At 66.4% G+C, this 23,517-nt stretch carries 23 protein-coding genes and 2 tRNA genes; 16 read left to right on the forward strand and 9 right to left on the reverse strand.

The features are described from left to right. Window positions 1–122: 122 nt before the first annotated feature. From AB0M74_RS21170 to AB0M74_RS21180, 3 genes are all read left to right on the forward strand, one after another. Window positions 123–1,727 carry a glycoside hydrolase family 13 protein gene (locus AB0M74_RS21170; protein ID WP_366527981.1) on the forward strand — a complete coding sequence of 535 codons (1,605 nt, stop codon included), beginning with the start codon at window positions 123–125 and terminating at the stop codon, window positions 1,725–1,727. Between the two features lie 70 nt (window positions 1,728–1,797). Continuing rightward, on the forward strand, window positions 1,798–2,073 hold the full coding sequence (locus tag AB0M74_RS21175) for a hypothetical protein (RefSeq protein WP_366527982.1): 276 nt from the start codon (window positions 1,798–1,800) through the stop codon (window positions 2,071–2,073). Continuing rightward, entirely contained in the window at window positions 2,060–2,524 is a 465-nt protein-coding gene (locus AB0M74_RS21180) for a DUF5130 domain-containing protein (RefSeq protein WP_366527983.1), read from the forward strand. The genes AB0M74_RS21175 and AB0M74_RS21180 overlap by 14 nt, the downstream gene beginning before the upstream one ends. A gap of 108 nt (window positions 2,525–2,632) precedes the next feature. Here the strand turns inward: AB0M74_RS21180 and AB0M74_RS21185 are convergent, their stop codons facing one another. Further along, on the reverse strand, window positions 2,633–3,658 hold the full coding sequence (locus AB0M74_RS21185; protein ID WP_366527984.1) for an AraC family transcriptional regulator ligand-binding domain-containing protein: 1,026 nt from the start codon (window positions 3,656–3,658) through the stop codon (window positions 2,633–2,635). Between the two features lie 342 nt (window positions 3,659–4,000). On the opposite strand from AB0M74_RS21185, the gene AB0M74_RS21190 reads away from it, so the two are divergent. The 6 genes from AB0M74_RS21190 to AB0M74_RS21215 all read left to right on the forward strand — a co-directional run bounded on the left by AB0M74_RS21190 (window position 4,001) and on the right by AB0M74_RS21215 (window position 9,132). Continuing rightward, a complete protein-coding gene (locus AB0M74_RS21190; protein WP_366527985.1) occupies window positions 4,001–4,546 on the forward strand; it encodes a carboxymuconolactone decarboxylase family protein in 546 nt (181 codons plus the stop codon). 47 nt (window positions 4,547–4,593) lie between these two features. Further along, complete coding sequence (locus tag AB0M74_RS21195) at window positions 4,594–5,166, forward strand: NADPH-dependent FMN reductase (RefSeq protein ID WP_366527986.1); 573 nt, start codon at window positions 4,594–4,596, stop codon at window positions 5,164–5,166. A 97-nt stretch (window positions 5,167–5,263) separates the two neighbouring features. Further along, complete coding sequence (locus tag AB0M74_RS21200) at window positions 5,264–5,887, forward strand: pyridoxamine 5'-phosphate oxidase family protein (protein WP_366527987.1); 624 nt, start codon at window positions 5,264–5,266, stop codon at window positions 5,885–5,887. 162 nt (window positions 5,888–6,049) lie between these two features. Continuing rightward, entirely contained in the window at window positions 6,050–7,207 is a 1,158-nt protein-coding gene (locus AB0M74_RS21205) for an MFS transporter (RefSeq protein WP_366527988.1), read from the forward strand. A gap of 146 nt (window positions 7,208–7,353) precedes the next feature. Then, window positions 7,354–8,220 (forward strand): alpha/beta hydrolase, encoded by an 867-nt coding sequence (locus tag AB0M74_RS21210; RefSeq protein ID WP_366527989.1) that lies wholly within the window; start codon window positions 7,354–7,356, stop codon window positions 8,218–8,220. A 108-nt stretch (window positions 8,221–8,328) separates the two neighbouring features. Beyond that, a complete protein-coding gene (locus tag AB0M74_RS21215; RefSeq protein ID WP_366527990.1) occupies window positions 8,329–9,132 on the forward strand; it encodes an NAD(P)H-binding protein in 804 nt (267 codons plus the stop codon). On the opposite strand, the gene AB0M74_RS21220 is transcribed toward AB0M74_RS21215, so the two are convergent. Together AB0M74_RS21220 and pepN are read right to left on the reverse strand one after the other, a co-directional pair. After that, complete coding sequence (locus AB0M74_RS21220) at window positions 9,086–10,045, reverse strand: LysR family transcriptional regulator (protein WP_366527991.1); 960 nt, start codon at window positions 10,043–10,045, stop codon at window positions 9,086–9,088. The two genes, AB0M74_RS21215 and AB0M74_RS21220, sit on opposite strands and share 47 nt — an antisense overlap. Before the next feature lie 74 nt (window positions 10,046–10,119). Beyond that, a complete protein-coding gene (pepN, locus tag AB0M74_RS21225; RefSeq protein ID WP_366527992.1) occupies window positions 10,120–12,702 on the reverse strand; it encodes an aminopeptidase N in 2,583 nt (860 codons plus the stop codon). 128 nt (window positions 12,703–12,830) lie between these two features. On the opposite strand from pepN, the gene AB0M74_RS21230 reads away from it, so the two are divergent. Further along, window positions 12,831–13,661, forward strand: coding sequence for a phosphoribosylaminoimidazolesuccinocarboxamide synthase (locus AB0M74_RS21230; RefSeq protein ID WP_366527993.1), 831 nt, complete (start codon window positions 12,831–12,833; stop codon window positions 13,659–13,661). A 73-nt stretch (window positions 13,662–13,734) separates the two neighbouring features. On the opposite strand, the gene AB0M74_RS21235 is transcribed toward AB0M74_RS21230, so the two are convergent. From AB0M74_RS21235 to AB0M74_RS21250, 4 genes are all read right to left on the reverse strand, one after another. Continuing rightward, the gene (locus tag AB0M74_RS21235) at window positions 13,735–14,226 is read right to left on the reverse strand and encodes an NUDIX domain-containing protein (RefSeq protein WP_366527994.1); all 492 of its coding nucleotides are present in this window, start codon (window positions 14,224–14,226) and stop codon (window positions 13,735–13,737) included. An 88-nt stretch (window positions 14,227–14,314) separates the two neighbouring features. Next, entirely contained in the window at window positions 14,315–15,547 is a 1,233-nt protein-coding gene (locus tag AB0M74_RS21240) for a DUF6596 domain-containing protein (RefSeq protein WP_366527995.1), read from the reverse strand. Window positions 15,548–15,678: 131 nt separating this feature from the next. Then, window positions 15,679–16,080, reverse strand: coding sequence for a YciI family protein (locus AB0M74_RS21245; protein ID WP_366527996.1), 402 nt, complete (start codon window positions 16,078–16,080; stop codon window positions 15,679–15,681). 119 nt (window positions 16,081–16,199) lie between these two features. Then, the gene (locus tag AB0M74_RS21250) at window positions 16,200–17,414 is read right to left on the reverse strand and encodes an FAD-dependent oxidoreductase (protein WP_366527997.1); all 1,215 of its coding nucleotides are present in this window, start codon (window positions 17,412–17,414) and stop codon (window positions 16,200–16,202) included. Window positions 17,415–17,612: 198 nt separating this feature from the next. Between AB0M74_RS21250 and AB0M74_RS21255 the strand changes: the two genes are divergently transcribed. Next, entirely contained in the window at window positions 17,613–18,251 is a 639-nt protein-coding gene (locus AB0M74_RS21255; protein WP_366527998.1) for a DsbA family protein, read from the forward strand. Between the two features lie 60 nt (window positions 18,252–18,311). Here AB0M74_RS21255 and AB0M74_RS21260 read toward each other — a convergent pair whose 3' ends face one another. Further along, entirely contained in the window at window positions 18,312–19,214 is a 903-nt protein-coding gene (locus AB0M74_RS21260; RefSeq protein WP_366528058.1) for a M48 family metallopeptidase, read from the reverse strand. A gap of 532 nt (window positions 19,215–19,746) precedes the next feature. On the opposite strand from AB0M74_RS21260, the gene AB0M74_RS21265 reads away from it, so the two are divergent. Continuing rightward, window positions 19,747–20,220 (forward strand): ribose-5-phosphate isomerase, encoded by a 474-nt coding sequence (locus tag AB0M74_RS21265; RefSeq protein ID WP_366527999.1) that lies wholly within the window; start codon window positions 19,747–19,749, stop codon window positions 20,218–20,220. A gap of 23 nt (window positions 20,221–20,243) precedes the next feature. Beyond that, window positions 20,244–21,059, forward strand: coding sequence for a DNA-formamidopyrimidine glycosylase family protein (locus AB0M74_RS21270; RefSeq protein WP_366528000.1), 816 nt, complete (start codon window positions 20,244–20,246; stop codon window positions 21,057–21,059). A gap of 27 nt (window positions 21,060–21,086) precedes the next feature. On the opposite strand, the gene AB0M74_RS21275 is transcribed toward AB0M74_RS21270, so the two are convergent. Next, window positions 21,087–22,043 (reverse strand): GGDEF domain-containing protein, encoded by a 957-nt coding sequence (locus AB0M74_RS21275; RefSeq protein ID WP_366528001.1) that lies wholly within the window; start codon window positions 22,041–22,043, stop codon window positions 21,087–21,089. Window positions 22,044–22,561: 518 nt separating this feature from the next. Here AB0M74_RS21275 and AB0M74_RS21280 point away from each other — a divergent pair. From AB0M74_RS21280 to AB0M74_RS21290, 3 genes are all read left to right on the forward strand, one after another. Beyond that, window positions 22,562–22,635 (forward strand) — tRNA-Gly (locus tag AB0M74_RS21280). Window positions 22,636–22,683: 48 nt separating this feature from the next. Then, a tRNA-Pro gene (locus AB0M74_RS21285) sits at window positions 22,684–22,757 on the forward strand. A 298-nt stretch (window positions 22,758–23,055) separates the two neighbouring features. Beyond that, window positions 23,056–23,472, forward strand: a complete 417-nt coding sequence (locus tag AB0M74_RS21290) for a hemophore-related protein (protein WP_366528002.1) — start codon at window positions 23,056–23,058, stop codon at window positions 23,470–23,472. Window positions 23,473–23,517 lie beyond the last annotated feature (45 nt).

Below are 23,517 nucleotides of genomic sequence, written 5' to 3' on the forward strand. Positions count from 1 at the left end.
TCGAGTGCGGGGATGGCGGCAGGGTTTTCGACCCACCTCGGGAATGCTGATGATTTGCCCGATGTCGAGAACGCTGCTGCGCCTGAGCGATTTTGCCGCATAGTTTTGGCACTATTGCGGGTGTGACTGATACACCAGCCGTTCCGGTGCCGGTGGATCGCACCACGCAACCATGGTGGCGGTCGGCCGTGTTCTACCAGGTTTATCCCAGATCCTTCGCGGACTCCGATGGTGACGGCATCGGCGATCTCGGCGGTGTCCGTGAGCGGCTCGGCTACCTGGAACTGCTCGGCGTCGACGCGCTGTGGATATGTCCGGTGATGCGCTCGCCGATGGCCGATGGCGGCTACGACGTGGCCGATCCGCGCGATATCGACGCGTTGTTCGGCGGCATCGCGGCGATGGACGCGCTGATCGCCGAGGCGCACAGCCGCCACCTCAAGGTCACCATGGATCTGGTGCCGAACCACACCAGCAGTCAACATCCCTGGTTCATCGCGGCACTCGCCGCCGCGCCGGGCAGCCGGGAGCGCGCCCGCTACATCTTCCGTCCCGGTCGAGGTCCCGATGGCGCGCAGCCGCCGAACAATTGGCCGAGCATCTTCGGTGGGCCTGCGTGGACTCGGGTCATCGAGGCCGACGGCATGCCAGGCGAGTGGTATCTGCACATCTTCGCGGCCGAGCAGCCGGACCTGAACTGGGAAAACCCTGAGGTGGCTGCCGATTTCGAGGAGACGCTGCGGTTCTGGCTCGATCGAGGCGTCGACGGGTTCCGGCTCGATGTCGCGCACGGGATGGCCAAGCCTGGCGGACTGCCCGATATGGCGCTCGTCCAGACCAAACTGCTGGTCAACGATGACAGCGACCCGCGTTTCAACAATCCGGGTGTGCACGATATTCACCGCCGCATCCGCAAGGTGCTCGACGAATATCCCGACGCGGTCTCCATCGGCGAGGTGTGGGTGGACGACAACATCCGCTTCGGCGAGTACGTCCGTGCGGACGAACTCCACCTGGCCTTCAACTTCCGGCTCGCTCAGACCCTGTTCACCGCCGATGCCGTGCGTGTGGCGATCGACAATTCCCTCACCGCGGTCGCACCGGTCGGCGCGGTGCCCACCTGGACCCTGTCCAACCACGACATCGCCCGCGAGGTCACCCGCTACGGCGGTGGTTTCGACGGCGTGGCGCGGGCCAGGGCGATGTTCATGGTGGAACTGGCGCTGCCCGGCGCGGTGTTCATCTACAACGGCTCCGAGCTCGGCCTGCCCAACGTGGACGATCTGCCCGAGGCGGTGCTGCAGGACCCGGTCTGGGAACGCTCCGGGCATACCGAACGCGGTCGCGACGGCTGCCGGGTGCCGCTGCCGTGGGAGGGGAGTGCACCGCCCTTCGGGTTCACCCCCGCCGCGACATCCTGGCTGCCGATCCCACCCGAGTGGGTGGGGCTGACGGTAGAGGCGCAACTGGAAGAACTGGGGTCGACTCTGTCGCTCTACCGGATGGCGATCGAATTGCGCAGCGTACGACCGGAATTCGCGGGCCCGCGAATCGAGTGGTACGGCAGCCCCGCGGGTTGCCTCGCCTTCCGTCGACCTGGCGGGCTGGTCTGCGTGCTGAACGCCTCGGCCGTCCCGATCTCGTTGCCGCCCGGTGACGTACTGCTCGCGAGTGCGCCACCGGAGAACGGACAGCTGCCCCCCGATGCCGCGGCCTGGCTGGTCTGACTTCGACACGACCGGCGGGCGGTGTCGACCAGAAGACGATCTACTACACACGATCGTCTACCGTTGGTCCGTGAGCATTCTCGAGACAGTGTTGATCTTCGTCGGCATCCCGCTGGTGATCTACGGCGCGATCGCCGGATTGTCGTTTCTCGGTAAGCCACTGGCCGGTGAGAAGCCGGTCCACTACGACCTCGGTCAGAAGTGGACACAGCCGCCGGTGCTGTGGAGTGCTACCGACGAGGTGACCGCCCAGGGTCACCACGCTGAGACCCCGCATGGCTCCCATGCGGCTATCGAATCCGCGCAGGCGGAGCTGATCGGAGGCCGGGCAAGTGGCAAGTTCTAATTGGCCCGCGGTGGTCGAGGCCGATCTACCGCACGGATACGTCATCACCACCAGCGGCCGGGTTTCCGGCGTGCACGAGGCGGGCGATGTATTCAAGGAAGCGCCGTTCAGCGATGACGAGCGGCTGTCGATGGACAACGTGCTCACCGAGGCGACCAGGGCGACCAAGATCCGCTTCAACGTCTACATCGGCGATCTCGGCGAGGACCCGGCCGCAGGCGTGGACGAGATCTTCCCCACGACCCCCGAGGCTGCGCATTCGGTGCTCATCGCCGTTTCGCCCAACGATCGCGCGATCGAAGTTCGGTCCGGCACCGATGTCGCCGACCGTGCCAACGATCGGGTCTGCCAGCTCGGCGTGACCGCCGCGCTGAGCTCCTTCCGTCAGGGCGAGCTCATCGACGGTCTGGTCTCTGCGGTCCGCGTGATGGCCGCGGCCATCGGTCGCTGAATCCTGAAGGCGCGGAACGGCTCACCCGTTCCGCGCCGACCGGGAATGTTTGGGGATTGCCTCCCTCAGCCGCTCACGATGACCTCATCGGCGGCTGAGGTCGAGAGATCAGCCCTCCGCTGCGGCGTGTTCGCGGCGGAACGCGTCGGGACTACGGCCGGTCCACCGATGGAAGGCACGGCGCAGTGCGCGGGCATCGGTGTATCCCAGCCGGGCAGCCACCGACTGCACTGAGAGATCGGTGTCGCGCAGCAGCGCGGTGGCGTGGGAGTGTCGGACGGCTTCGACCTCTTCTCGCCAGCTGGTGCCCTGCTCGCCGAGGCGACGCTGCAGTGTGCGGGGGCTCATCGCCAGCCGGTGCGCCACGACATCGAGGCTGACCTGGTCGTGGATCAAGGCATCGATCATTGCGGCGTGGAGCTTGTCTCGCCAGCTCGGCGCGGACTTGGCGGAGGCGATGGTGAGTTCGGCGTGGCGGCGAATGATGCCGCCGAGGTGGGGATCGGTTCCGGTGGGTAGGGAACCGGCATCCAAGAGGGTGAACTCGGTGTGCGGCGCGCCGAAGTCGACGCGGTCGGTGTCGAACGCATCGATGAGGTGTCGGTGGTGCCCGCGGGCCCGATGGCCGAACGCCACTCGTACTGGAACGAGGGGCAGGCCGGTGGCCTCACGGATTCGCCGCAGCAGCAGGGAAAGGGCGAATTCCTCGGTCGCGGCGAGAAGGGGCTCAGGCTCGATCCCGGTGTATCGGACGGTGAGTAGCCGGCCGTCGTCGTCTATCTGGAAGCCGACGGCCGGATCGGTCACTGCCGCGTGCAGGTCGAATGCGGCTGTCAGGCTGTCACGCAGGGTTGGGCCCGTGGTGAACAAGTAGTCCCACACGTGCAGGCTGCCCATATTCGCGGCCGCCGTGATGCGCAGACCGGCGTTTGGCACGCCGCGGGCGTGGATGAGTTCCCAGATCCGCAGGGCCGTCGCGACGGGCACACGCATCAGATCATCACCGAGCAACTCCGGATCCAGCCCCGGCAGTCGGATGAGCTCCGCCGGTGCGACCCCGGCCTGCAGGGCAGTCGTTCGAATCAGTCGAGTTACCTGAGCCGACACCGTGCCATCTATCACCGGCGACAGCATATCCGGCACCTCGAGATCAAGTGATCCGGAACATCTGGCGTGAAAAGTCCGCATCGTGTTTCCGCCGTCCCGGGTCGGTCGGAGTTGGCGCAGCGTGTGCGCTGGGGTCGGGCGTCTTGTCGTGTTCGGTCCGCATCACGGCGTCTCGGGTCCGCATAGTGGCGGCTCGATGCGTCCTAGATTCATGGATGTCAGGCGAAGGTCCGCACAGTGCAGAAAGTTTGGAGGATCGGGAATGATCCCGAGTGCTCTAACCTTTAAAGGGATTATGATCGGTTAGAACGGTCCGGCTGTTCGGCTCGCATATCCCTGCGGCAACTACCCACGAGAAAAGGTCTCACCATGTCACGACTTCCCCTGATCCAGCCCGACGGTGCCTCGCCGCAGGCTGCTGAGCTGCTGGCGGGCGTACAGAAGGCGCTGGGTGTCACCCCGAACATGACCAAGGCGATGGTCAATAGCCCCGCCGTGCTGCAGGCATATCTGGCGTTCTCCGGCACTCTCGCCGGCGGCGAACTGTCGGCCCCGACCCGGGAGCGAATCGCGCTGCTGGTGGCCGAGGAGAACGGGTGTGACTACTGCCTGTCCGCGCACAGCTACATCGGCGCGAACATCGCCGAGCTCGACGCCGAGGAGATCGAGCGAAACCGTCGCGGCCGGTCCGCGGACTCCAAGGCCGAGGCGGTGCTGACCTTCGCAATTGTGGTGGTCCGAACCCGTGGTGGTGTTGCCGAAGCCGACCTGGAGGCCGCGCGGGCCGCGGGCCTGACCGACGGCGAAATCGCCGAGGTCATTGCGGGCGTTGCGCTCAATGTGTTCACCAACTACCTGAATAAGGCAGTCGACACCGATATCGACTGGCCGGTTGTGCGCCACCACGAGCACTGACCACTGAGCCTGCTGTCTCGACCGAGTACGACGAACAAGGAATAACTATGACCGCCTTCAAGATCCTGGCCATCTCCGGCAGCCTGCGTGCCGACTCGCACAACACCGCGCTGTTGCGTGCGGCGCAGAAGTTCAACACCGGCCTGGATATCGAGATCTACCAGGGGCTTCGCGAAATCCCGCCGTATGACATGGATCTGGACAACTCGCAGCGTCGGCCCGCCGCGGTCGCGGAGCTGCGCAGGCGCGTCGACGAGGCGGATGGTCTGCTGATCGCCACACCGGAGTTCAACTACTCCATCCCGGGGGTGCTGAAGAACGCCATCGACTGGGTCAGCACCGACTGGACCAAGACCGAGGGGCTGCCGCTGCTGCACAAGCCGGTCGCGATCCTCGGGGCCGCGCCGACCAACTTCGGTTCGGTGCGTGCACAACTCGCACTGCGCCAGGTGTTCGTGTGGACCGAGAGCGATGTAGTGGTGAAGCCCGAGGTAATCGCGTTCCGTTCGCACGAGCGTTTCGACGACGAGGGCAACCTCGTCGACGAAGCCACCATCGAGCTGCTGCAGGGCCTGCTCACCGCACTCACCGCCAAGATCGAGCGCGCGGGCCGGCGCTGACCGATGTGGTGGGTCCGTGCTGAACATGGGCGAATAACCGCCTCCGAGAAAGGAATCCGGATATGTCGAAGATTCTTCCGCAGCGAAGGTCGTCGAGATGACCGGGCATTACGCACAGGTGGCGTTCACCCCGGCCGTCCGCGAGCATCAGCGCAAGCACGGCAGCCTGCGCAGTTACGAGCGAATGGCGGAGGTGCCCGCGATGGCCGACCCGATCGGCAGGGACGAGGCGTGGTTCATCGGAGAGCGCGACAGCTTCTACCTGGCCACGGTCGGCGAGACGGGCTGGCCCTATATCCAGCATCGGGGCGGTCCGAGGGGGTTTCTGAAGGTCATCGACTCATCGACGCTCGGGTTCGCCGACTTCCGTGGCAATCGGCAGTACATCAGCCGAGGCAATCTCGATCACGATGCTCGGGTTGCGCTGTTCCTGATGGACTACTCGGCCAAGACTCGGATGAAGATCTTCGGGCGGGCCACGGCTGTCGAGGCGGTGGATGATCCGGAGCTGATGGCAGCACTCGCCGTCGAGGGCTACCGAGCGCACGTCGAGCGGGCGGTGCTGATCGAGGTCGAGGCGTTCGACTGGAACTGTCGTCAGCACATCCCCGAGCTGTACCCGCGCGAAGAAGTCCTGGACGCCGTCCAGTCGCTGCGGGACCGGGTCGAGGAGCTCGAAAGGGAGAACGCGAAGCTGCGGGCGAATATCGGCCGCGAGTGACAGACCGCCTCGTCTGAACTGGGCTGCACTGCGCCGTGGCCCGCACCGGCTCACGCATGGTGTAAATCGGCGGTCCTGTGCGGGTGGATAGGCCGCAGTGGTGGTCTTGTCTCTATTGTTATAACCGTTAAAATAAGCTTTAATAGTTAGGAAGTGATGGGCATGCGACGCGAACAGGTCGCTTGGGCCGGATTGGCGGCAATGACCGTGTCGTTCGGCTTGAACTTCTCGATGGGAGTGTTCTTCGCACCGACCGCGGCTTCCTACGGGGTGAGCACGGCAGCGCTGGCGATCGCTGCCGCATTGGGGACAACGGTGACCGGGTTTGCCCAGCCGTTCGTCGGCAGGCTGCTCGACAGAGTCGGTTCCACGCTGGTGCTGATCGGTGGACTCACGCTCATCTCGGGCAGCTACCTCGCACTCGCGGTGGTACGTGAGACCTGGGAATTCGTGGCCGCCTACATGGTGCTCGGCGGGCTCGGCTTCGCGGCCTCGTCCACATTGACGGTCACCACGCTCATTGGGCGATCCCTCGGAAACCAGGTCGGACCCGCCCTCACCCGCGCGGCGATCGGCATCAATCTAGGGCAGCTGATCGGGCCGTGGGCGGCGACCGCGCTGTTCGAACCCGTCGGTGTCCGGGCGACCTATGCCCTGCTCGGTGCGGTCGGGCTCGCGGTCGCCGGAATCCTGTGGGCTGTCCTGCCCGCCGATCGAGTCACCGATGCGGTTGCCGGGCGCGGGGAGTCGCTGGCCGGCCGGGGCAAGGTGCTGATCTCGTTCGGATTGCACTCCGCGACCCTGTACGTAGTGATTTTGATGCTGCCCAAGCACGCCGTCGAGTCGGGCTGGTCGGTGGTCGGGGCCGGACGTCTGGTGGCCTTGGCCGCGCTCGCCGCCGGCATCACCTCCGCGGCGATGGTTCGGCTGCAACGTCGACACCCACAGGAGACCCTGCTCCGCGTTCTCTATCTCGGGCGCATAGTCGCCCTGGCACTTGCTGTTTCCTCCACCGCCCCTGCCGCGCTCATCGCGGTTGCCGCGCTGTTCGGCGCGGCCTCTTTCCCGATCGTGCCACTGACGATGGCTGTCATCTCGCGTGGTCTCGACCCCGCTCGAATGGGACGGACACTGTCGCCGGCATGGGTGATCCACCAACTCGCCGCCGCAGCGGGACTCGCGGTCGCGGGTCTCATCCACGCCCGAACCGACAGTTACCAAGGCTATTTCGCACTCGGGCTGGCCTTCAGCGTGGCCGCGGCATTACTGCTCACCCCCACCAGGAAACCCGAAATCGAACTCGTCGCAAGCGCGGCCTGACCGCCCGAACCCGAGGAAATCCATGAGCGCCACCGAGGCCAACGCGCCACCGAGCATCCGGCCACGCAGCTCGAGGTCGTCGAGACTGCCGACCCGCCGATAGCTCGTCCCGATCAGAAACAGATCACACCAACAGGAGAAATGACATGACCAACGTTCGCCACAACACCGTAGAGATCCAGGGCCTGCCGGTCTTCTACCGCGAAGCGGGCGACCCGTCCAAGCCGACACTTGTACTACTGCACGGCTTTCCGACCAGCTCGGCCATGTTCCGCAATCTGCTGCCCGAATTGGCCGCGGAGTACCACCTGATCGCACCGGACCATATCGGCTTCGGCCAATCGGCGATGCCGTCGCTGCTCGCCTTCGACTACAGCTTCGAGAAGCTGACCGAGATCACCCTGGAACTGTTGGACACCTTGGGCCTGCAGCAGTTCGCCCTCTACATCCAGGACTACGGCGCTCCGATCGGGCTGCGTATCGCCTCCCGCAACCCCGAGCGCGTCACTGCGATCATCACCCAGAGCGGCAATGCCTATCTGGAGGGTTTCACGCCGTTCTGGGAGGTGCTCTTCGCGCACGCCAACGACCGGGCCGCGCACGAACCCGCCGTGCGCAAGCTGCTCGAACTCGACGCGACGAAATGGCAGTACACGCATGGTGTTCCGGCCGACCGGCTGGCGCTGGTCAGCCCCGACACCTGGACCCTGGATCAGCACTACCTGGATCGTCCCGGCAACAAGGAGATCCAGCTCCAGCTGTTCGCGGACTACAAGCTCAACCTCGACGGCTACCCGGATTTCCAGAAGTACTTCGCCGAATACCGGCCGCCGGTCCTGATCACCTGGGGTGAGCACGACGAGATCTTCGGTCCCGATGGCGCTCGCGCCTTCCTGCGTGACCTGCCCGAGGCCGAACTGCACCTACTGGACGCGGGCCACTTCGCACTGGAGACGCACGGCCCCGAGATTGCCGCGCTGATCCGCGACTTCCTCGGCCGCACGCTCGGCTGAGCCGAAAGGTGAACGGGGCGTGCTCATCACGAGGGGTGGGCGCGCCCCGATGGCTGCGGGCGAAAGTGCCCCTTGCACGATGTCCGGCAACCTGCGAACAGTGGGGAGATGAAAATTCTTGTGACCGGCGCGACCGGGAATATCGGCCGATTGGTCGTCGACCATCTGCTGGCCGCCGGCGCTGAAAATGTGCGGGCGCTGACCAACAACCCGCAGCGCGCCGCGCTGCCCGCCGGTGTCGAGGTCGCCGAGGGATACCTGCGCCGCACCTCGTCGCTGCCCGCGGCCTTCGCCGGTGTGGACCGGATGTATCTCGCCCCGGTGCTCGAGACCGTGGACGAGGTCGTCGCGCTGGCAAGGGATGCGGGTATCCGGCACATCGTCGACCTCTCGGGTGACGAATACACCGACTGGCAGCCGATCGCCTCCGCCGTAGCGAAGTCCGGAGTCGACTGGACCCACCTCTACGCCGGTGAATTCACCGAGAACACCGTCATGTGGGCGGATCAGGTCCGCTCGACCGGTGAAATCCGCGAACCATACCCCGACGCCGCGAACGCCCCGATCGCCATGGACGACATCGCACGAGTGGCCGCCACCATCCTGCTGTCCGACGGACACGAAGGCCGAATCCACCACCTCACCGGCCCGGAAACACTGACGAGGGCCGACCAGGTCCGACAGCTCGCCGAAGCCGTCGGCAGCCCGATCGACTTCGTGAAAGTGCCACGCGCAGAAACGATCCAGCTGCTGACGCCGACCTTGGGCGAGTACGCCGAATGGTATGTCGACGGACTCGAGATGCTGGTCGAGCATCCACAACGGCCGACCACCGCGGTAGCCGACATCACCGGCGCCCCCGCCACTACCTTCGCCCGGTGGGCAGCCGCCAACGCCGGGCTGTTTCGCTGAGGATCTGTCCGGCGCCGACGGTGCCGGGGAAGTCCGCGGCGACCTCCAGGATCGTCTGGACGAAGGTTCGGATGTAGGTGTTCTCGGCCGAGGTGAGCCAGGTCAGTCCGAACTCGATGTTCGGGGCATCGTGAAAGGGGACGAAGGCGAGTTCGGGGCGGTTGTAGTAGTCGGCCGAGCGAATGGAGGTGGGGCAGAACGCTTTACCCGCGCTTACGAGCGAAAGGACTTCCTGCCACGCGGTGGTCGCCGGGCCCCGCGGGATCGGTCGGCCCAATGGAGTACGACGCGGAAGGTGGAAGTCGAGAAAGTACTGCGGCGGTCCGTCGATCGTGATCAGGGGGTAGTCCGCAAGGTCCTCGAGCGACACCGATCCGCGATCGGCAAGGGGATGTGCCGCTGGAACAGTGAGTGCGCGCGGATGCGAGAAGATGACCGGGCCGGTCGTGACATCGGGTTCGTCGGCAGGGAATTCGGCGAGCTGAAGGTCGAGCTCGCGGGTGCGCAACGGCCCGAAGCGGTCGTTGAGCGCCACTTCTTGGATCTGGATCTCGCACCCGGGGTAGCGCGTGCGGAACAGATCATCGGCCGCGACGATGAGGTTGCCGCACCAGGCGCCGGAGAAACCGACCCGCAAAACCCCGGTGATGGCGTGGCCGTTCGCGGTCGCCTTGACGATCGCCTGCTTGATCTGCTGGTAGCCGGGGGCCAGATCGTCACGCAGCTGACGTCCGACCGGGGTGGGTGTCACCTGACGGCTGGTACGCACGAACAACGGTGCGCCGACCCGGCTTTCCAGCTGTTTGATCACCTGACTGATGCGTCCCGGGGATACCCCGAGCCGCTCTGCTGTCCTGCCGAAGTGCAGTTCATCGGCCAGGACCAGAAATATCTCGATTTCGCGAAGTTCCACGCTGCTCCCGACGAGCGTGTTCGCCCACCGCTGTGGTGGACGAGCACGCTCGTTTCGAATCCCGCCGCCGGCCGCTACGACTCGGCGTCGAACGCGCGGGCGCGCAGTGAGCGCTCGATGCCTGCTTTGCCTTCGGTGACCAGGCGGCGCAGCGCGGGAGGGTGATCACCCGCAAGGAACTTGTCGGCCGCGGCGACGGCCTCCGCGCTGATCGCCCAGGCTGGGTACAGGCCGATCACCACGGTTTGCGCCACCTCGCTCGAGCGCCGCTCCCACACACCGGGGACCTCGGCGAAATACCGGTCCACATAGGGCGACAACAGCTCGCCCTGACCGGCCGGTGCGAAGCCACCGACAATCGAACGGGCGGTGATATTGGGAACCGAATCGTCGCCCATCACCGTCGCCCAGGCCTGCTCTTTCACCTCGGCGATCGGTCGCGCCGTTGCGGCGGCGGCGGCTTGCCGCTTGCCTGCCGCGGTCGGGTCGTTGGCCAGTTCCTGGTCGATCACCGGGGTGCCCGTGTCGTCGGCGTCGATCTCACCCGCGGCCGCGAGTGCGGTGACGATCCGCCAGCGCAGGTCGGTATCGACGGTCAGGCCGGGAAGGCCGATCTCGGCGGGATCGCCGTCGAGCACCTCGCGCAGTACCTCGGTGTGCCAGGCGGACAGTTTGGCGCCGGTGAGTGCGTTGACGAAAGCGAGTTGATGGTCGGAGGCAGGGTCGGCCTCACGGGCGAGCTCGAGCAGACGGTTGGCGAACTCCTGCCAGCCGATGGTCGCGGCCCACGTGGGATCGGCGTAGCTGCCGATGGCGGTGTTGGCCTGCATCAGCAGCCTTTGCACCACACCGATTTCGGTCTCCGCACCGATACCACGCTGGACGAGTGCGACGAAGTCGCGCGCCCGCATCTCGGCCTGCCGCGTCATTTCCCACGCGGCCGACCACGCCAGGGTGCGGGGGAGTGGTTGTGCGATATCGCCGATGCGGTTCACCAGCACATCGAGCGAATCGGGGTCCAGGCGCACCGAGCAGTAGGTGAGGTCGTCGTCGTTGACCAGCACCAGCTTGCCGCGCGCAACGCCGACGAGTTGCGGGACCTCGGTGCGCTCGGCCGCTTCCAGGTCGAGTTCGATGCGCTCGGTGCGGACCAGCTTGCCGTCCCGGTCGTCGTAGACGCCGATGGCCAGCCGGTGCACGCGCTGCTCGCCCGCGCCGGGCGCCGCGCCTTCCTGCACGACCGCGAACGAGGAGAACGTCCCGTCGGCAGCCACTTCGAAGTCCGGGCGCAGGATATTGAGGCCGGTGGTCTTGAGCCACTGGGTGCCCCAGGTCGACAGGTCCCGACCGGACGCCTTCTCCAGTGCCGTCAGCAGGTCATCGAAAGTGGCATTGCCGTAGGCATGTTCGGCGAAGTATGCGCGCAGCCCGGCCAGGAAAGGCTCGAGCCCGACGTAGGCGACGAGCTGCTTGAGCACGCTCGCGCCCTTGGCGTAGGTGATGCCGTCGAAGTTCACCTCGACCGCCGCCAGGTCGGGGATGTCGGCGGCGATCGGGTGGGTGGAGGGCAGCTGGTCCTGACGGTAGGCCCAGGACTTCTCCACATTTGCGAAAGTGGTCCAGGCGCTGGTGTATTCGGTGGCCTCGGACTGGCACAGCACCGAGGCGAAGGTCGCGAACGACTCGTTGAGCCACAGGTCGTCCCACCACTTCATGGTGACCAGGTCGCCGAACCACATGTGCGCCATTTCGTGCAGCACCGTCTCCGCGCGCCGCTCGTAGGAGGCACGGGTGACCTTGGACCGGAAGACGTAATCCTCCAGGAAGGTCACCGCGCCGGCGTTCTCCATGGCGCCCGCATTGAATTCCGGCACGAACAGCTGGTCGTACTTGCCGAAGGCATAGGGCACGCCGAAGTTCTTGTGGTAGAAGCCGAATCCCTGCTTGGTCTCGGTGAAGAGCCGGTCGGCGTCCATGTGTTCGGCGAGGGAGGCACGGCAGTAGATGCCGAGCGGAATGGTGCCGTGGTCGTCGGTGTAGACGTCGGTCCACGTGGCGTACGGGCCTGCGATCAGTGCCACCAAGTAGGTGCTCATCTTCGGGGTGGTGCGGAAGATGTGCTTACCGGGGTCGGCGGCGAGGGTTTCCACGACAGCGCTGTTGGAGATGACGTTCCAGTCGGCGGGCGCGGTCACCGAGATGTCGAAGGTGGCTTTGAGATCCGGCTGATCGAAGCAGGCGAACATGCGCTTGGCGTCGGCGGTCTCGAACTGCGAGTACAGGTAGACCGCGTCGTCGGTCGGATCGACGAAGCGGTGCAGGCCCTCCCCGGTGTTGGAGTACTCGCAGTCCGCCTCGACCACGAGTTCGTTGCGCTCGGCGAGGTCGGTCAGCGTGATCCCGGTGGACTCGTCGTAGTCGGCGACATCGACGGACCTGCCGTTGAGGACCGCCGAGCCGACCCCGCGCGCCACGATGTCGATGAAGGTGCTCGCGCCCGGGGTGGCGGTGAAGGTGACCGTGCTGCGGGAGGAGAACGTCTGCTCGCCCGGTTTGCCCGCCCCGTCCGTCAGGTCGAGTTCGATGCGGTAGTTCTCGACCGACACTGTCGAGGCGCGTTCGATCGCCTGGTCACGAGTCAGGTTGGGTGCAGACATGAGTCTCCTTCGTTGGTCGAAGAACTGTGCCCGGGCAGGCACGACAGTGACCACAATGCCACCTCGGTAAGGTTGCCCGCGCGGAACTTTTTCTCTTGAACCCTATCGACCAGGATCGGAGCTGCGACGTGAAGCACATCCACGCGGGAAAGGTGCGCGACCTCTACGAGGACGGCGATACCCTGCTGCTCGTGGCCACCGACCGGGTGTCGGTGTACGACGTGTCGTTGCCCACCCCGATCCCGGACAAGGGCAAGCTGCTGACGCAGTTGTCGAACTGGTGGTTCGAGTTCTTCGCCGACATCCCCAACCATGTGCTGTCGACCACCGATGTGCCCGCCGAATTCGCGGGTCGTGCCATCCGGGTCAAGCCGTTGAAGATGGTGCAGGTCGAATGCATCGCGCGCGGCTACCTGGTCGGCATGGGGCTGCGCGAGTACCAGCGTGACGGCGCGGTTTCCGGCGTGCGGTTGCCCGCGGGTCTGCGCGAGGGCGACAAGCTGCCCGAGCCGATCTTCACCCCGACCACCAAGATCTCCGATACCGGTCACGACGAGTTCATGACCTTCGACGATGTCGTGAACCAGGAGGGCCGCGAGGTCGCCGAGCGGCTGCGCGATCTGACCCTCGACCTGTATTCGCGCGGCGCCGCGCACGCGGCCGAGCGCGGTGTCATCGTCGCCGATACCAAGGTCGAATTCGGCTGGGACGGTGAAACACTGACGCTCGGCGACGAGGTGCTCACATCGGACTCGTCGCGCTTCTGGCCCGCCGACGAGTGGGAGCCCGGCCGCCCGCAGCGTTCCTTCGACAAGCAGTTCGTCCGGGACTGGTCAACCTCGACCGGTTGGGACAAGGAGCCACCCGGCCCGGAAATCCCCGCTGACATCGTCGAAGCGACCCGGCAGCGCTACATGCAGGCCTACGAGTTGATTACCGGAAAGACCTGGAGCGTGTAGCGCGCAGTTGCGGGCGCGGGCGGGCACCGTTCACTTCCCTGGTGAACGGTGGGGTCGGCGTGCAGGTGTCTGCTCAGGACGGTGTCCGGCCGAGGAGATGTTCGGCAAGCCGGTCCAGGTACGGCCGCTGGCCGGTGCCCAGTTTGTCCTGCGCCGCGGCGAGGTCGAACCATGCGGCGCGGTCGATTTCCGGGAATGCCGCGATCCGGCCGGAACGTGGCGGCCACTCCATCTCGAATGTCCCCGGCACCACCTGTGCCGGATCGAGGTCCGCCTCGATCGCCCACACGGTGAGGTTCTTCGCGCTCTTGCCGCTGCCATAGCGCACCGCACCCAGCGGTATCCACGCACCCTCGGGCACGGGCAGGCCGAGTTCCTCGGTGAACTCGCGACGCGCCGCAGCAGCGACGTCCTCGCTGTCCGGGTCGTACTCGCCCTTCGGAATCGACCAGGCGCCGTTGTCTTTGCGCGCCCAGAACGGTCCACCCATATGTCCGATGAGGACCTCGGTGTCGCCCGAGGTTCGGCGGAACAAGAGAATTCCCGCGCTGTATTTGCCTGCCACAGCAAGCAGTCTGCCGTGCGCTGTCGGGGCGCCGCGGACCCGACACGGCGTTCGCGCACTCCGTCCGCGCAGGTTCTCTTGGCCGGGGTCAGTGCGCCGCAGGCTCTCGCCGGAGTCGGGCGGCGCGGATGGTCAGGTAGTCGCGCTCGGGTGTGCTGGTCGTGCGGCCCGCGGCGGCGGTGTACGAGACGATGGCGGCGTCGAGATCGCCTGCCATTTCGTAGAGGTGACCGCGGACGGCGTCGAGCCGGTGGTTGCCCGCCAGTTGGTCGTCGAGGGTGTCGGTCAATGCCAGACCGGCCGCGGGGCCGTGCACCATGGCGGTGGCGACGGCGCGGTTGAGGGTCACCATCGGATTCGGGGCCATGCGTTCGATCATGGTGTAGAGCAGGAGGATTCGGGGCCAGTCGGTGTCCTCGGGGCGTAGCGCCTCGGCGTGTAGGACAGCAATCGCGGCCTGGAGTTGGTAAGGGCCCGTGAGGCCACCTGCGAGGGTGTCGGTCGTCAGCGTCACGCCCTCGGCGATCGCCGCGCGGTCCCACAGTGCGCGATTCTGTTCGGCGAGGGGAATCAGTTCGCCATGCGCGCCGGTGCGTGCGGCGTGGCGGGCGTCGGTGAGCAACATCAGCGCGAGCAGGCCGGTGACCTCGGTGTCCTCGGGCAGCAGCCGGTGGATGGACCTGGTCAGGCGAATCGCCTCGGTGGACAGATCCGCGCGATGCAGCTTCGGGCCCGAGGTTGTGGTGTGGCCTTCACTGAAGATCAGGTAGAGCACGTGCAGCACTGCGCCGAGCCGCTCCCGCCACTCGGCGTTATCCGGTTGCGCGAAGGGGCGATCGAGGGTGGACAGCCGCTTCTTTGCGCGCGAGATTCGTTGCGCCATAGTGGTTTCCGGCAGCAGGAAGGCATGCGCGATCTCGCCCGTTGTGAGGCCGCCGACGGCGCGCAATGTCAGTGCGATCGCACTCGCGCACGACAGCGCGGGATGGCAGCACAGGAAGAACATGGCGAGCGTGTCATCGCGGTCGACCGCCTCCGCATCGCGCACGTCACGCTCGAAAACCGTTGTCTCTCTACGTCTCCTGGCCACCTCGGCCCGCACCACATCGGCCATTCGGCGCTGTGCGACCTGGATCAGCCAGCCGCGCGGATTGTCCGGCAGCCCCCCGGTCGGCCATTGCGTCGCCGCCGCGAGCATTGCCTCCTGCAGCGCGTCCTCCGCGGTGTCGAAGTCGCCGAATCGGCGCACCAACGTGCCGAGGACCTGCGGTGCGAGTTCACGCAACAGGTCCTCGGCGTCGACGGGCAGCGTCCCGGTCATCGTGTGATTGTCCGCGACGTGCCGATGCGGGACAAGGTCACCGTTGTTCGGTTGCGGCGCGGGGTGGCGATGTCATCGGGTCGGGCGGTCGAGCGTGACGCCGGATTGTTCCGCCGCTGCGCCGGATCCGGTCACTGCTCGGTGGCAGGAGCGCCCATCACCGCACGCACCTCGATGTACTCGCCGATCGGTTTGCCACCGGGACCGGGGCCTGCCGACGCCGTCGCGGCAATCTCCAGCGCCCGCTCCTGGCTGTCCACATCGACGATCCAGTACCCGGCCAGGAACTCCTTGGTCTCTGGGAAGGGGCCGTCGGTGACCACCGGCGCCGAGCGCCCGTCGGAACTGACCAGCACCGCCTGGTCGGGTCCGGCCAGGCCCTGCGCGTCGACGAGTTCGCCGGACTTGGCCAGCTCCGCGCCGAGCATCCGCTGGAAGTCGATGTGCGCCCGGATCTCCTCGGGCGTCCACTCGGTGATCGGGGTGTCACAGTATGCGGCGGGGCTGTAGGTCTTCAGCAGCATGTACTTCATGGCACGGCTCCTTGCCGTTCGGTGCCTCCATGCGACGCTCTCGCGGTGAGGTCGGAGCCCACGGCGGCGGTTCGACACATCCTGGATGCTTGTGATGTGATTTACATCACAAGAATTGATCAGAGTGGCGCTGCGGTGTCGGTGAGCCGATCCGGGTCCACCTGCGCGCCGATCAGGTCCTTGATCCGGTCGGTCACGTCCCAGACATTGACGTTCATCCCGGCGAGCACCCGGTTGTCGGCATCGAGCCAGAACGCGACGAACTCGCGCTCGGCCAGATCGCCGCGCACTACCACGCGCGCGTAGTCGCCGGGGGCGGCGTACCCGGTGTACTCCATGCCGAGGTCGTATTGATCGGTGAAGAAGTAGGGCATGCGATCGTAGGACGCGGACTTGCCGAGCATGGTCGCGGCCGCAACGGCGGGCTGGTTGAGCGCAGTCGCCCAGTGCTCCACGCGAATTCGGCGCCCGAGCACCGGGTGCTGCTGCTCGGCGATATCACCGACTGCGACGATATCCGGGTCGCTGGTGGCCAGGCTCGCATCGACGAGCACCCCGCCCTCGACGGCGAGCCCGGCATCGGCGGCCAGCTCGATGTTCGGCCGGGCGCCGACCGCGACCAGTACCGCGTCCGCATCCACCACGCTGCCGTCGCCGAGCCGGACCCCCGTGGCTTTCTCGTCGTGCGTGACGATCTCGGTGACCTGGGTGCCGAAGCGGAAATCGACTCCGTGCGCCCGGTGCAGATCCGCGAACACCGCGCCCATCTCCGGTCCTAGCGCCCCGAGCAGGGGCAGCTCGGCGGTCTCGACAATGGTTACCTCGACCTTAGCCGCGCGCGCCGCGGCGGCCACCTCCAGCCCGATCCAGCCCGCACCGATGATCACGATCCTGCGGGCCGCACCGAACAGGTCGATGAGGGCGTCGGAGTCGGCGATGGTGCGCAAGGTGTAGACGTTGACGGCCTCGGCCCCCGGAATCGGCACCCGACGTGGCGTCGAACCGGTCGCCAAAGCCAGCTTGGTGTAGGGCAGTGTCGAATCGTCCGGCAGCGTGACGGTCTTGGCCACTGGATCGATCGCGATGACGGTGGTGCCGAGCCGCAGATCGATGTGGTGGTCGCGGTACCACTGGGCCGGATCCACGGTGAAATCGGCGAGCGCTTTCTTGCCTGCCAGATGTTCTTTCGACAGCGGTGGTCGTTCGTAAGGCAGATGTTCCTCGGCGGCGATCACCGTGACGGCCCCGTCGAAATCGTTGTCTCGCAGCGCTTCCGCGAGCTTGGCCGCGGCCAGTCCGCCGCCGACGATGACGAAACGCCGATCAGAGGTCATTGCGGACTCCTTGTCGAGAGGGAACCGGACTCCTGCGCTTTCACCCTACTGGGACAGGTCGTCGTCGTTCTCGAAAACGACCCACCGGAAAAACGGACCCGAAGTCGGGAACGAATCGCGCGATCGGTTGGTTGGCCCAAATGGCGGCGAGGCGAATTTCCGCCGCGCGACGAGCATGTGATGGAGAGGAAGCGACCTGTGAGCGCCGAAAAGGATGTTGCCGATTTCTGGTTCGACCCGCTGTGCCCATGGTGCTGGATCACCTCTCGCTGGATCCTCGAGGTCGAGCAGGTCCGTGATATCGAGGTCCGATTCCACGTCATGAGCCTGTCCGTGCTGAACGAGGGCCGCGATGGCTTGCCCGAGCAGTACAAGGAATTGCTCGCCAACGGCTGGGGCCCGGTCCGGGTCGCGATCGCCGCGGCGCAGGAGCACGGCGACAAAGTGCTCGCGCCGCTCTATGCCGCCATGGGGTCACGCATCCACAACCGGCGCGCGGAGTACGAGCGGGAGTCGCAGGCGGAATCCCTCGCCGCGGTGATCGCCGATTCACTCGCCGAGGTCGGCCTGCCCGCCGCGCTGGCCGAGGCCGCCGGCGGCACCGACTACGACGAGGCGCTGCGCAAGAGCCACCACGAGGGTATGGACAAGGTCGGCCCCGATGTCGGCACCCCGACGATTCACATCAACGGCAACGCCTTCTTCGGTCCGGTGCTTTCCCGGATCCCGCGCGGCGAGGAGGCAGGCAAGCTCTGGGACGGCGCGGTCGCGCTGGCGTCCTACCCGCACTTCTTCGAGCTCAAGCGCACCCGCACCGAAGACCCCGCCTTCGACTAGTCGAACTGTTCGCAGGCGATCGGTGGCAGCGCATCATGCGATGCCACCGATCGCGCCCGGTTACGGTACGGGCTTCGGCGGTAGCGCCGGGAATTCGCCGTAGCTGCTCGGGTAGGTGCCCGCCGGGGGACCACCCGCGGGCCGACTCGGACGCAGGAACATATTGCCGTGCCTGCTGCGATCGCGTAGCGCCCACATGCGCCAGGTCAGCACGGGGTGCGACGACATGGCGTTGACGATCCAGATGAAGAAGCCCTTCTCGATCGCCGCCCGGTCGGCCATCTCGTCGTAGCCGACGAGGGTGTTCATGTACTTGCCCGCCGCGAGAGTGCCCATGGCCGTCGGTGCGCCGAGATGTCGATAGCAGTAGCCGTGATTGTCGGCGGTGTACTCCTGCGCGCGGCTCAGCGAGCTGCCGAGAATCGGCAGGAACGGCACCAGGTACATGCCGAGCTGTCGCCAATAGGACACATGGCCCGCGGCGATATGCCCGACCTCATGGCCGATAATGAAGGCCAGCGCATCGGGTTCGCGCGCCGCGCCGCCGACTTCGAAGAGATCGCTGTAGACCGCGACGAAGCGGCGGAATCCGTGCCCGGAGGCGAAGGCGTTGATCTGGCCGTTGCCGAGCAGCACGTAGGCGTCGGGCACCTTCGTCATGCCGAATCTGGCTGCCGCCTCGGCCACCATCCGATAGCCCTCGGGAAATTGGGTCGGCGACATCTTGACGCCGTTGACCCGCAGAGTGGCGAAGGTCTGACCGCGCACGAGCCACACCAGTAGCGGCGCGGCGAGAAACAACAGGATGTACTCGTTGATGGTGCCCAGTGCCGCGAACAAGATCGCGAACAGGAACGTCACAACGGTGAGCATGACGACGACGACCAGCAGTGGAATCTCCCAGCTGTGTCGAGCGGGCATCCCGAAGGGCGATAGCCCGCGCGGCCGCTGGTGCGTCGGCATCGCGGGCGGCACCGACACACCGCCGTACGGTGCGGGGCCGTAGGGGGCTGTGGGATACGGACCGGTGGGGTAGGGCACGCCCGGATAGGGATTGGGCACCGGCGGATACTGCGCCGAGCCGTAAGATGCCGCGGCCGCGTCCTGGGCCGGTGCCCACCCGGCCTGCTGTGGGGTGTGGGGGTCGACCGGCGGGCCTGCCTGGTGGGGTTCGTGCGGCTGCATGGAAAGAACTCTATTCAGAATCCGGTCGGTGGGTCCGGTCACCGGCTCCGTCGAGGGGGTGGTCTCGATCGGTGAGCGTCCCGGCTCGGGCACTGGATCAGCCTGTGGCTGTGGATCGTTGGGCATGGGATGCCACTCCGTTCGGTCGGCGGGACGAGCGTGCCGGACGTGGCGTCGGGCGGCCGGCGGCGGCTGCGCGCGTCGGGCACAATCGGTTTCGTGGGAGGTCGGTGCGGGCGTTGATGCCGTGTCGTGTCGTCTCCCGATCCCTCTCGTGACCCCGCCGAAGCGGCCTGACACAATCGCTGCCATGCGCGTATACCTGGGTGCCGACCATGCCGGTTTCGAACTGAAGAATCTCGTCAAGGCCCATCTGGAGCAGGCGGGCCACGAGGCCGTCGATTGCGGCGCTCTCGAATACGACGCTCTCGACGACTACCCCGCGTTCTGCATCGAGGCGGCCCGCCGCACCGTCGCCGACCCCGGCAGCCTCGGGCTCGTCTTCGGCGGCAGTGGCAACGGCGAGCAGATCGCCGCGAACAAGGTGCCGGGCGCCCGCTGCGCGCTCGCCTGGAGTGTCGAGACCGCGAAGCTGGCGCGTGAGCACAACAATGCTCAGCTGATCGGCATCGGCGGCCGCATGCATTCCACCGAGGAAGCACTCGCCATTGTCGATGCCTTCCTCGCGGCCGAGTGGTCCGACGAAGAGCGCCACCAGCGCCGCATCGACATCCTCGCCGAGTACGAAAAGTCCGGTGTCGCACCGGCCGTTCCCGCGTACTGATCCGGGCGCGGTCGTCATCAACTGTGCCTGAGGGACATACGCTGCACCGTCTCGCGAAGCTGCATCAGCGGCGCCTCGCGGGCGGTGTGGTGCGGGTGTCGAGCCCGCAGGGGAAGTTCGCGGCCGGGGCTGCGCGGGTCGATGGCCAGCTGCTGGTTCGGGCCGAGGCGTGGGGTAAACACCTACTGCACCACTACGAGTCGGGGCTCGTCGTGCACGTGCATCTCGGACTGTACGGGAAGTTCACCGAGGTGCCGGTGCCGATGGGGGAGCCGATCGGGCAGGTGCGGATGCGGATGTTCGGGGGTGGATCGGGCGAGCAGCCCGGCTTCGGCACCGATCTGCGCGGCCCCACTGCCTGCGAGGTGTACACCGATGCCGAGGTGGCGGCGCTGACCGATCGGCTCGGCCCCGACCCGCTGCGGCGCGGCGCCGACCCGGATCGCGCCTGGCAGCGAATTCACCGCTCGCGCAGGCCGATCGGTGCATTGCTGATGGATCAGCAGGTGCTCGCCGGTGTCGGCAATGTCTACCGGGCGGAACTGCTGTTCCGGCACGGTATTTCGCCACAGCGGCCGGGGACCGCGCTGAGCGCCGATGAGTGGGCCACGATGTGGACCGATCTGGTTGCGCTGATGCGGGTCGGTGTGCGGGTCGGCAAGATGGTCGTCGTCCGGCCCGAGCATGACCACGGCGAACCGTCCTACGCGGTCGACCGCCCACGGACCTACGTCTATCGTCGTCCCGGCTCTGCGTGCCGTGTCTGCGGCACTCCGGTCCGGCATGCCGTGCTGGAGACGCGAAACCTGTTCTGGTGCCCCAGCTGCCAAGCAGGCTGACCCACGGCCGGATAGCCGCCGTCCTCCTCAGCCTGCGACGGCTGTCTTGATCTCCGGTTCGTCGGACTCGGCGAGTGCGAAACGCTTGCCGCCCGCCGTCTTCGCTGTGTACATCGCGCGATCTGCCTTGCGCAGCAGGTCGGTGAAATCGCAGGGGCTGCCCGGTCCGCAATAGGCGGTGCCGACGCTGGCCGAGACCGGCACCGGCCCGGCCGTCGACCACACCGGGTCACGCAGTGCACCGACGATCTGGCGTGCGAGATCGCCGAGGGTGTTGTGATGCGGGTTGGTGGCCAGCACGAATTCGTCGCCGCCGTAGCGGCAGATCACCGTGTCCGGCGGACAGATCTCACGCAGCCTGCGCGCGAGCTCGACGAGCACCTCGTCACCGACCGCGTGGCCGAAGCTGTCGTTGATCTGCTTGAAGCGATCCAGGTCGATCAGCAGCAGGCCGACACCGCGGGTCGGATCGGCCGCCATCAACCGGACCTTGTCCTGCAGTAGTGTGCGGTTGGCCAGATCGGTCAGCGCATCGTGGGTCGCCTCGTGGCGCAGCCGATGCTGTAACGCGGCGATTTCCTGCACCCGCAGTGACACCGCGGCCGAAATATGTTGTTCCTGCTGCGCGAGTGCGCGCTCCTGGAGGGCCTGGGCATAGCTGTCGATGGCTTGGCTGGCCACCAACGGCCAGCGGGTGGCGACCAACGATCCCGGTGCGCCTGCCGGGAAGCCGAGCAGCCACCTGGTGGCCTGCGCCAGCATCCTGGTCCTTTCGAACGGGGCCTCGACCAGCCGAGCGCCGAGCATCCGCGCCTCGGGTACCGGGAACGGCTCGGACTTGGCCAGGTGCAGCAGCCGTTCGATGATCTCGATCAATACCGGTTCCAGTTGCTTGGGTGCCGCGTGCGAACCCGGCTCCGCGCAGACAGCACGTGCCCAGGCTCGGGCCATGGCGGCTACCGGGGGCTCGATGTCGGTCGCCATCGCACTCACCCGGCACAGCTCGAGTCGGTGGCGTGGTGTGTTGAACCCACACCGGCGCCCGCCTCACCCCGATCGTTCCCACTGCCATGCGGCTGTGTCCACCTTGCCTGGTGCACGCTCACCGCCCCCTTTCCAGATACCCCCGTCCGGCAAAAAGGATCCTAGCAAGCCACCGGGCTTCGAAAAACGCTGTTTTACAACGTGTTCTCGAATCCGCGCGAATGGCGATCGGGTATGTCATCGCTATCGAGGTTCGAGCGTTACACAGGAATTTCATTCGCTGGGAAGTCGCGCACCGACACGCCGACGGCGCGCCGGAGCGGATCCGAAGTTGGGGTGCACCCACCCCTCCTGTCGGCGATAGCCGCAACCTACAACCAGAGGTCGACCCGGGGTCGTGCCGGCGAGAACGATTGCGGCGCACCGGTCCGCGTGGGGCGATTAGCGTTTCCGAAGCGACGTTCGGTACAGTCGGTACGCACACGGCATCGTGGCGATCCCATCGATGTCGTATGCCTGCGGGTGTAGTTCAATGGTAGAACCTCAGCCTTCCAAGCTGATGGTGCGGGTTCGATTCCCGTCACCCGCTCCACACAGGGTTATTCATCCTCTGCGGCGGCCGATCCCGCCGCGAGGTCAACGGGGTGTAGCGCAGCTTGGTAGCGCATCCGCTTTGGGAGCGGAGGGTCGCAGGTTCAAATCCTGTCACCCCGACAACAGTTCGACAGCAATGTTCTCCGGCCTACCCGGCCGTGGCGGCGCCGTGATCGGGTACCTCACCCGGTTCCGGCAGTGGGTCACCCCACCCATCGGTTGTAACTGCCGGGCGTGCTGGGAAGAAGCGGCGTGATTGCGGCCGGTGCATTCGGCATCTCGAACTATCTGTTACCGACCGCGGGTTCGACACGGATGTGGTTCGCAGCTGGTTCCCAGGCTGGTCTTAGAATTCCCGGGTTCTATCCCAGGTGTCGTTGATCGACATCGGATTCACCCACTGGGAGAGGTTTCGAACATGAGGTCCACATCGAGTCGTATCCGCATCGCCGTGGCGGGCGGCGTGCTCGCCGTCGGCGCATCGGCGGCGCTGCTGGTTCCCGGAATCGCCGCGGCAGCGCCGGGCGGCCCTGGCCACCTGCTCGCGGAAACGACGTGCTCCTTCGCTCAGGTGGATGCGGCGCTGCACGCGGCGGCACCCGAGCTCGCCGCCCGTCTCGACGCCAACCCGGAGCGCAAGGCGAAGCTGGAGCAGTTGCTGGATCTGCCGCCCGAGCAGCGCAGGGCCGCCATCCAGCAGCGTCTCGACGATCCCGCGGTCAAGGAGCGCATCGAGGAGCACCGCGGGAAGATCGAGGAACGCCGCAACGACCCGCGCTTCACCGAAATGCGCGACAAGATGCAGACCGTGGCCGACACCTGCCACAACTACTGAGCGCGAACACCCGCCCTCGCCTGCCACAACACGGCACGCGAGGGC

It is taken from the genome of Nocardia sp. NPDC051463, assembly GCF_040681975.1.
GTDB lineage: Bacteria > Actinomycetota > Actinomycetes > Mycobacteriales > Mycobacteriaceae > Nocardia.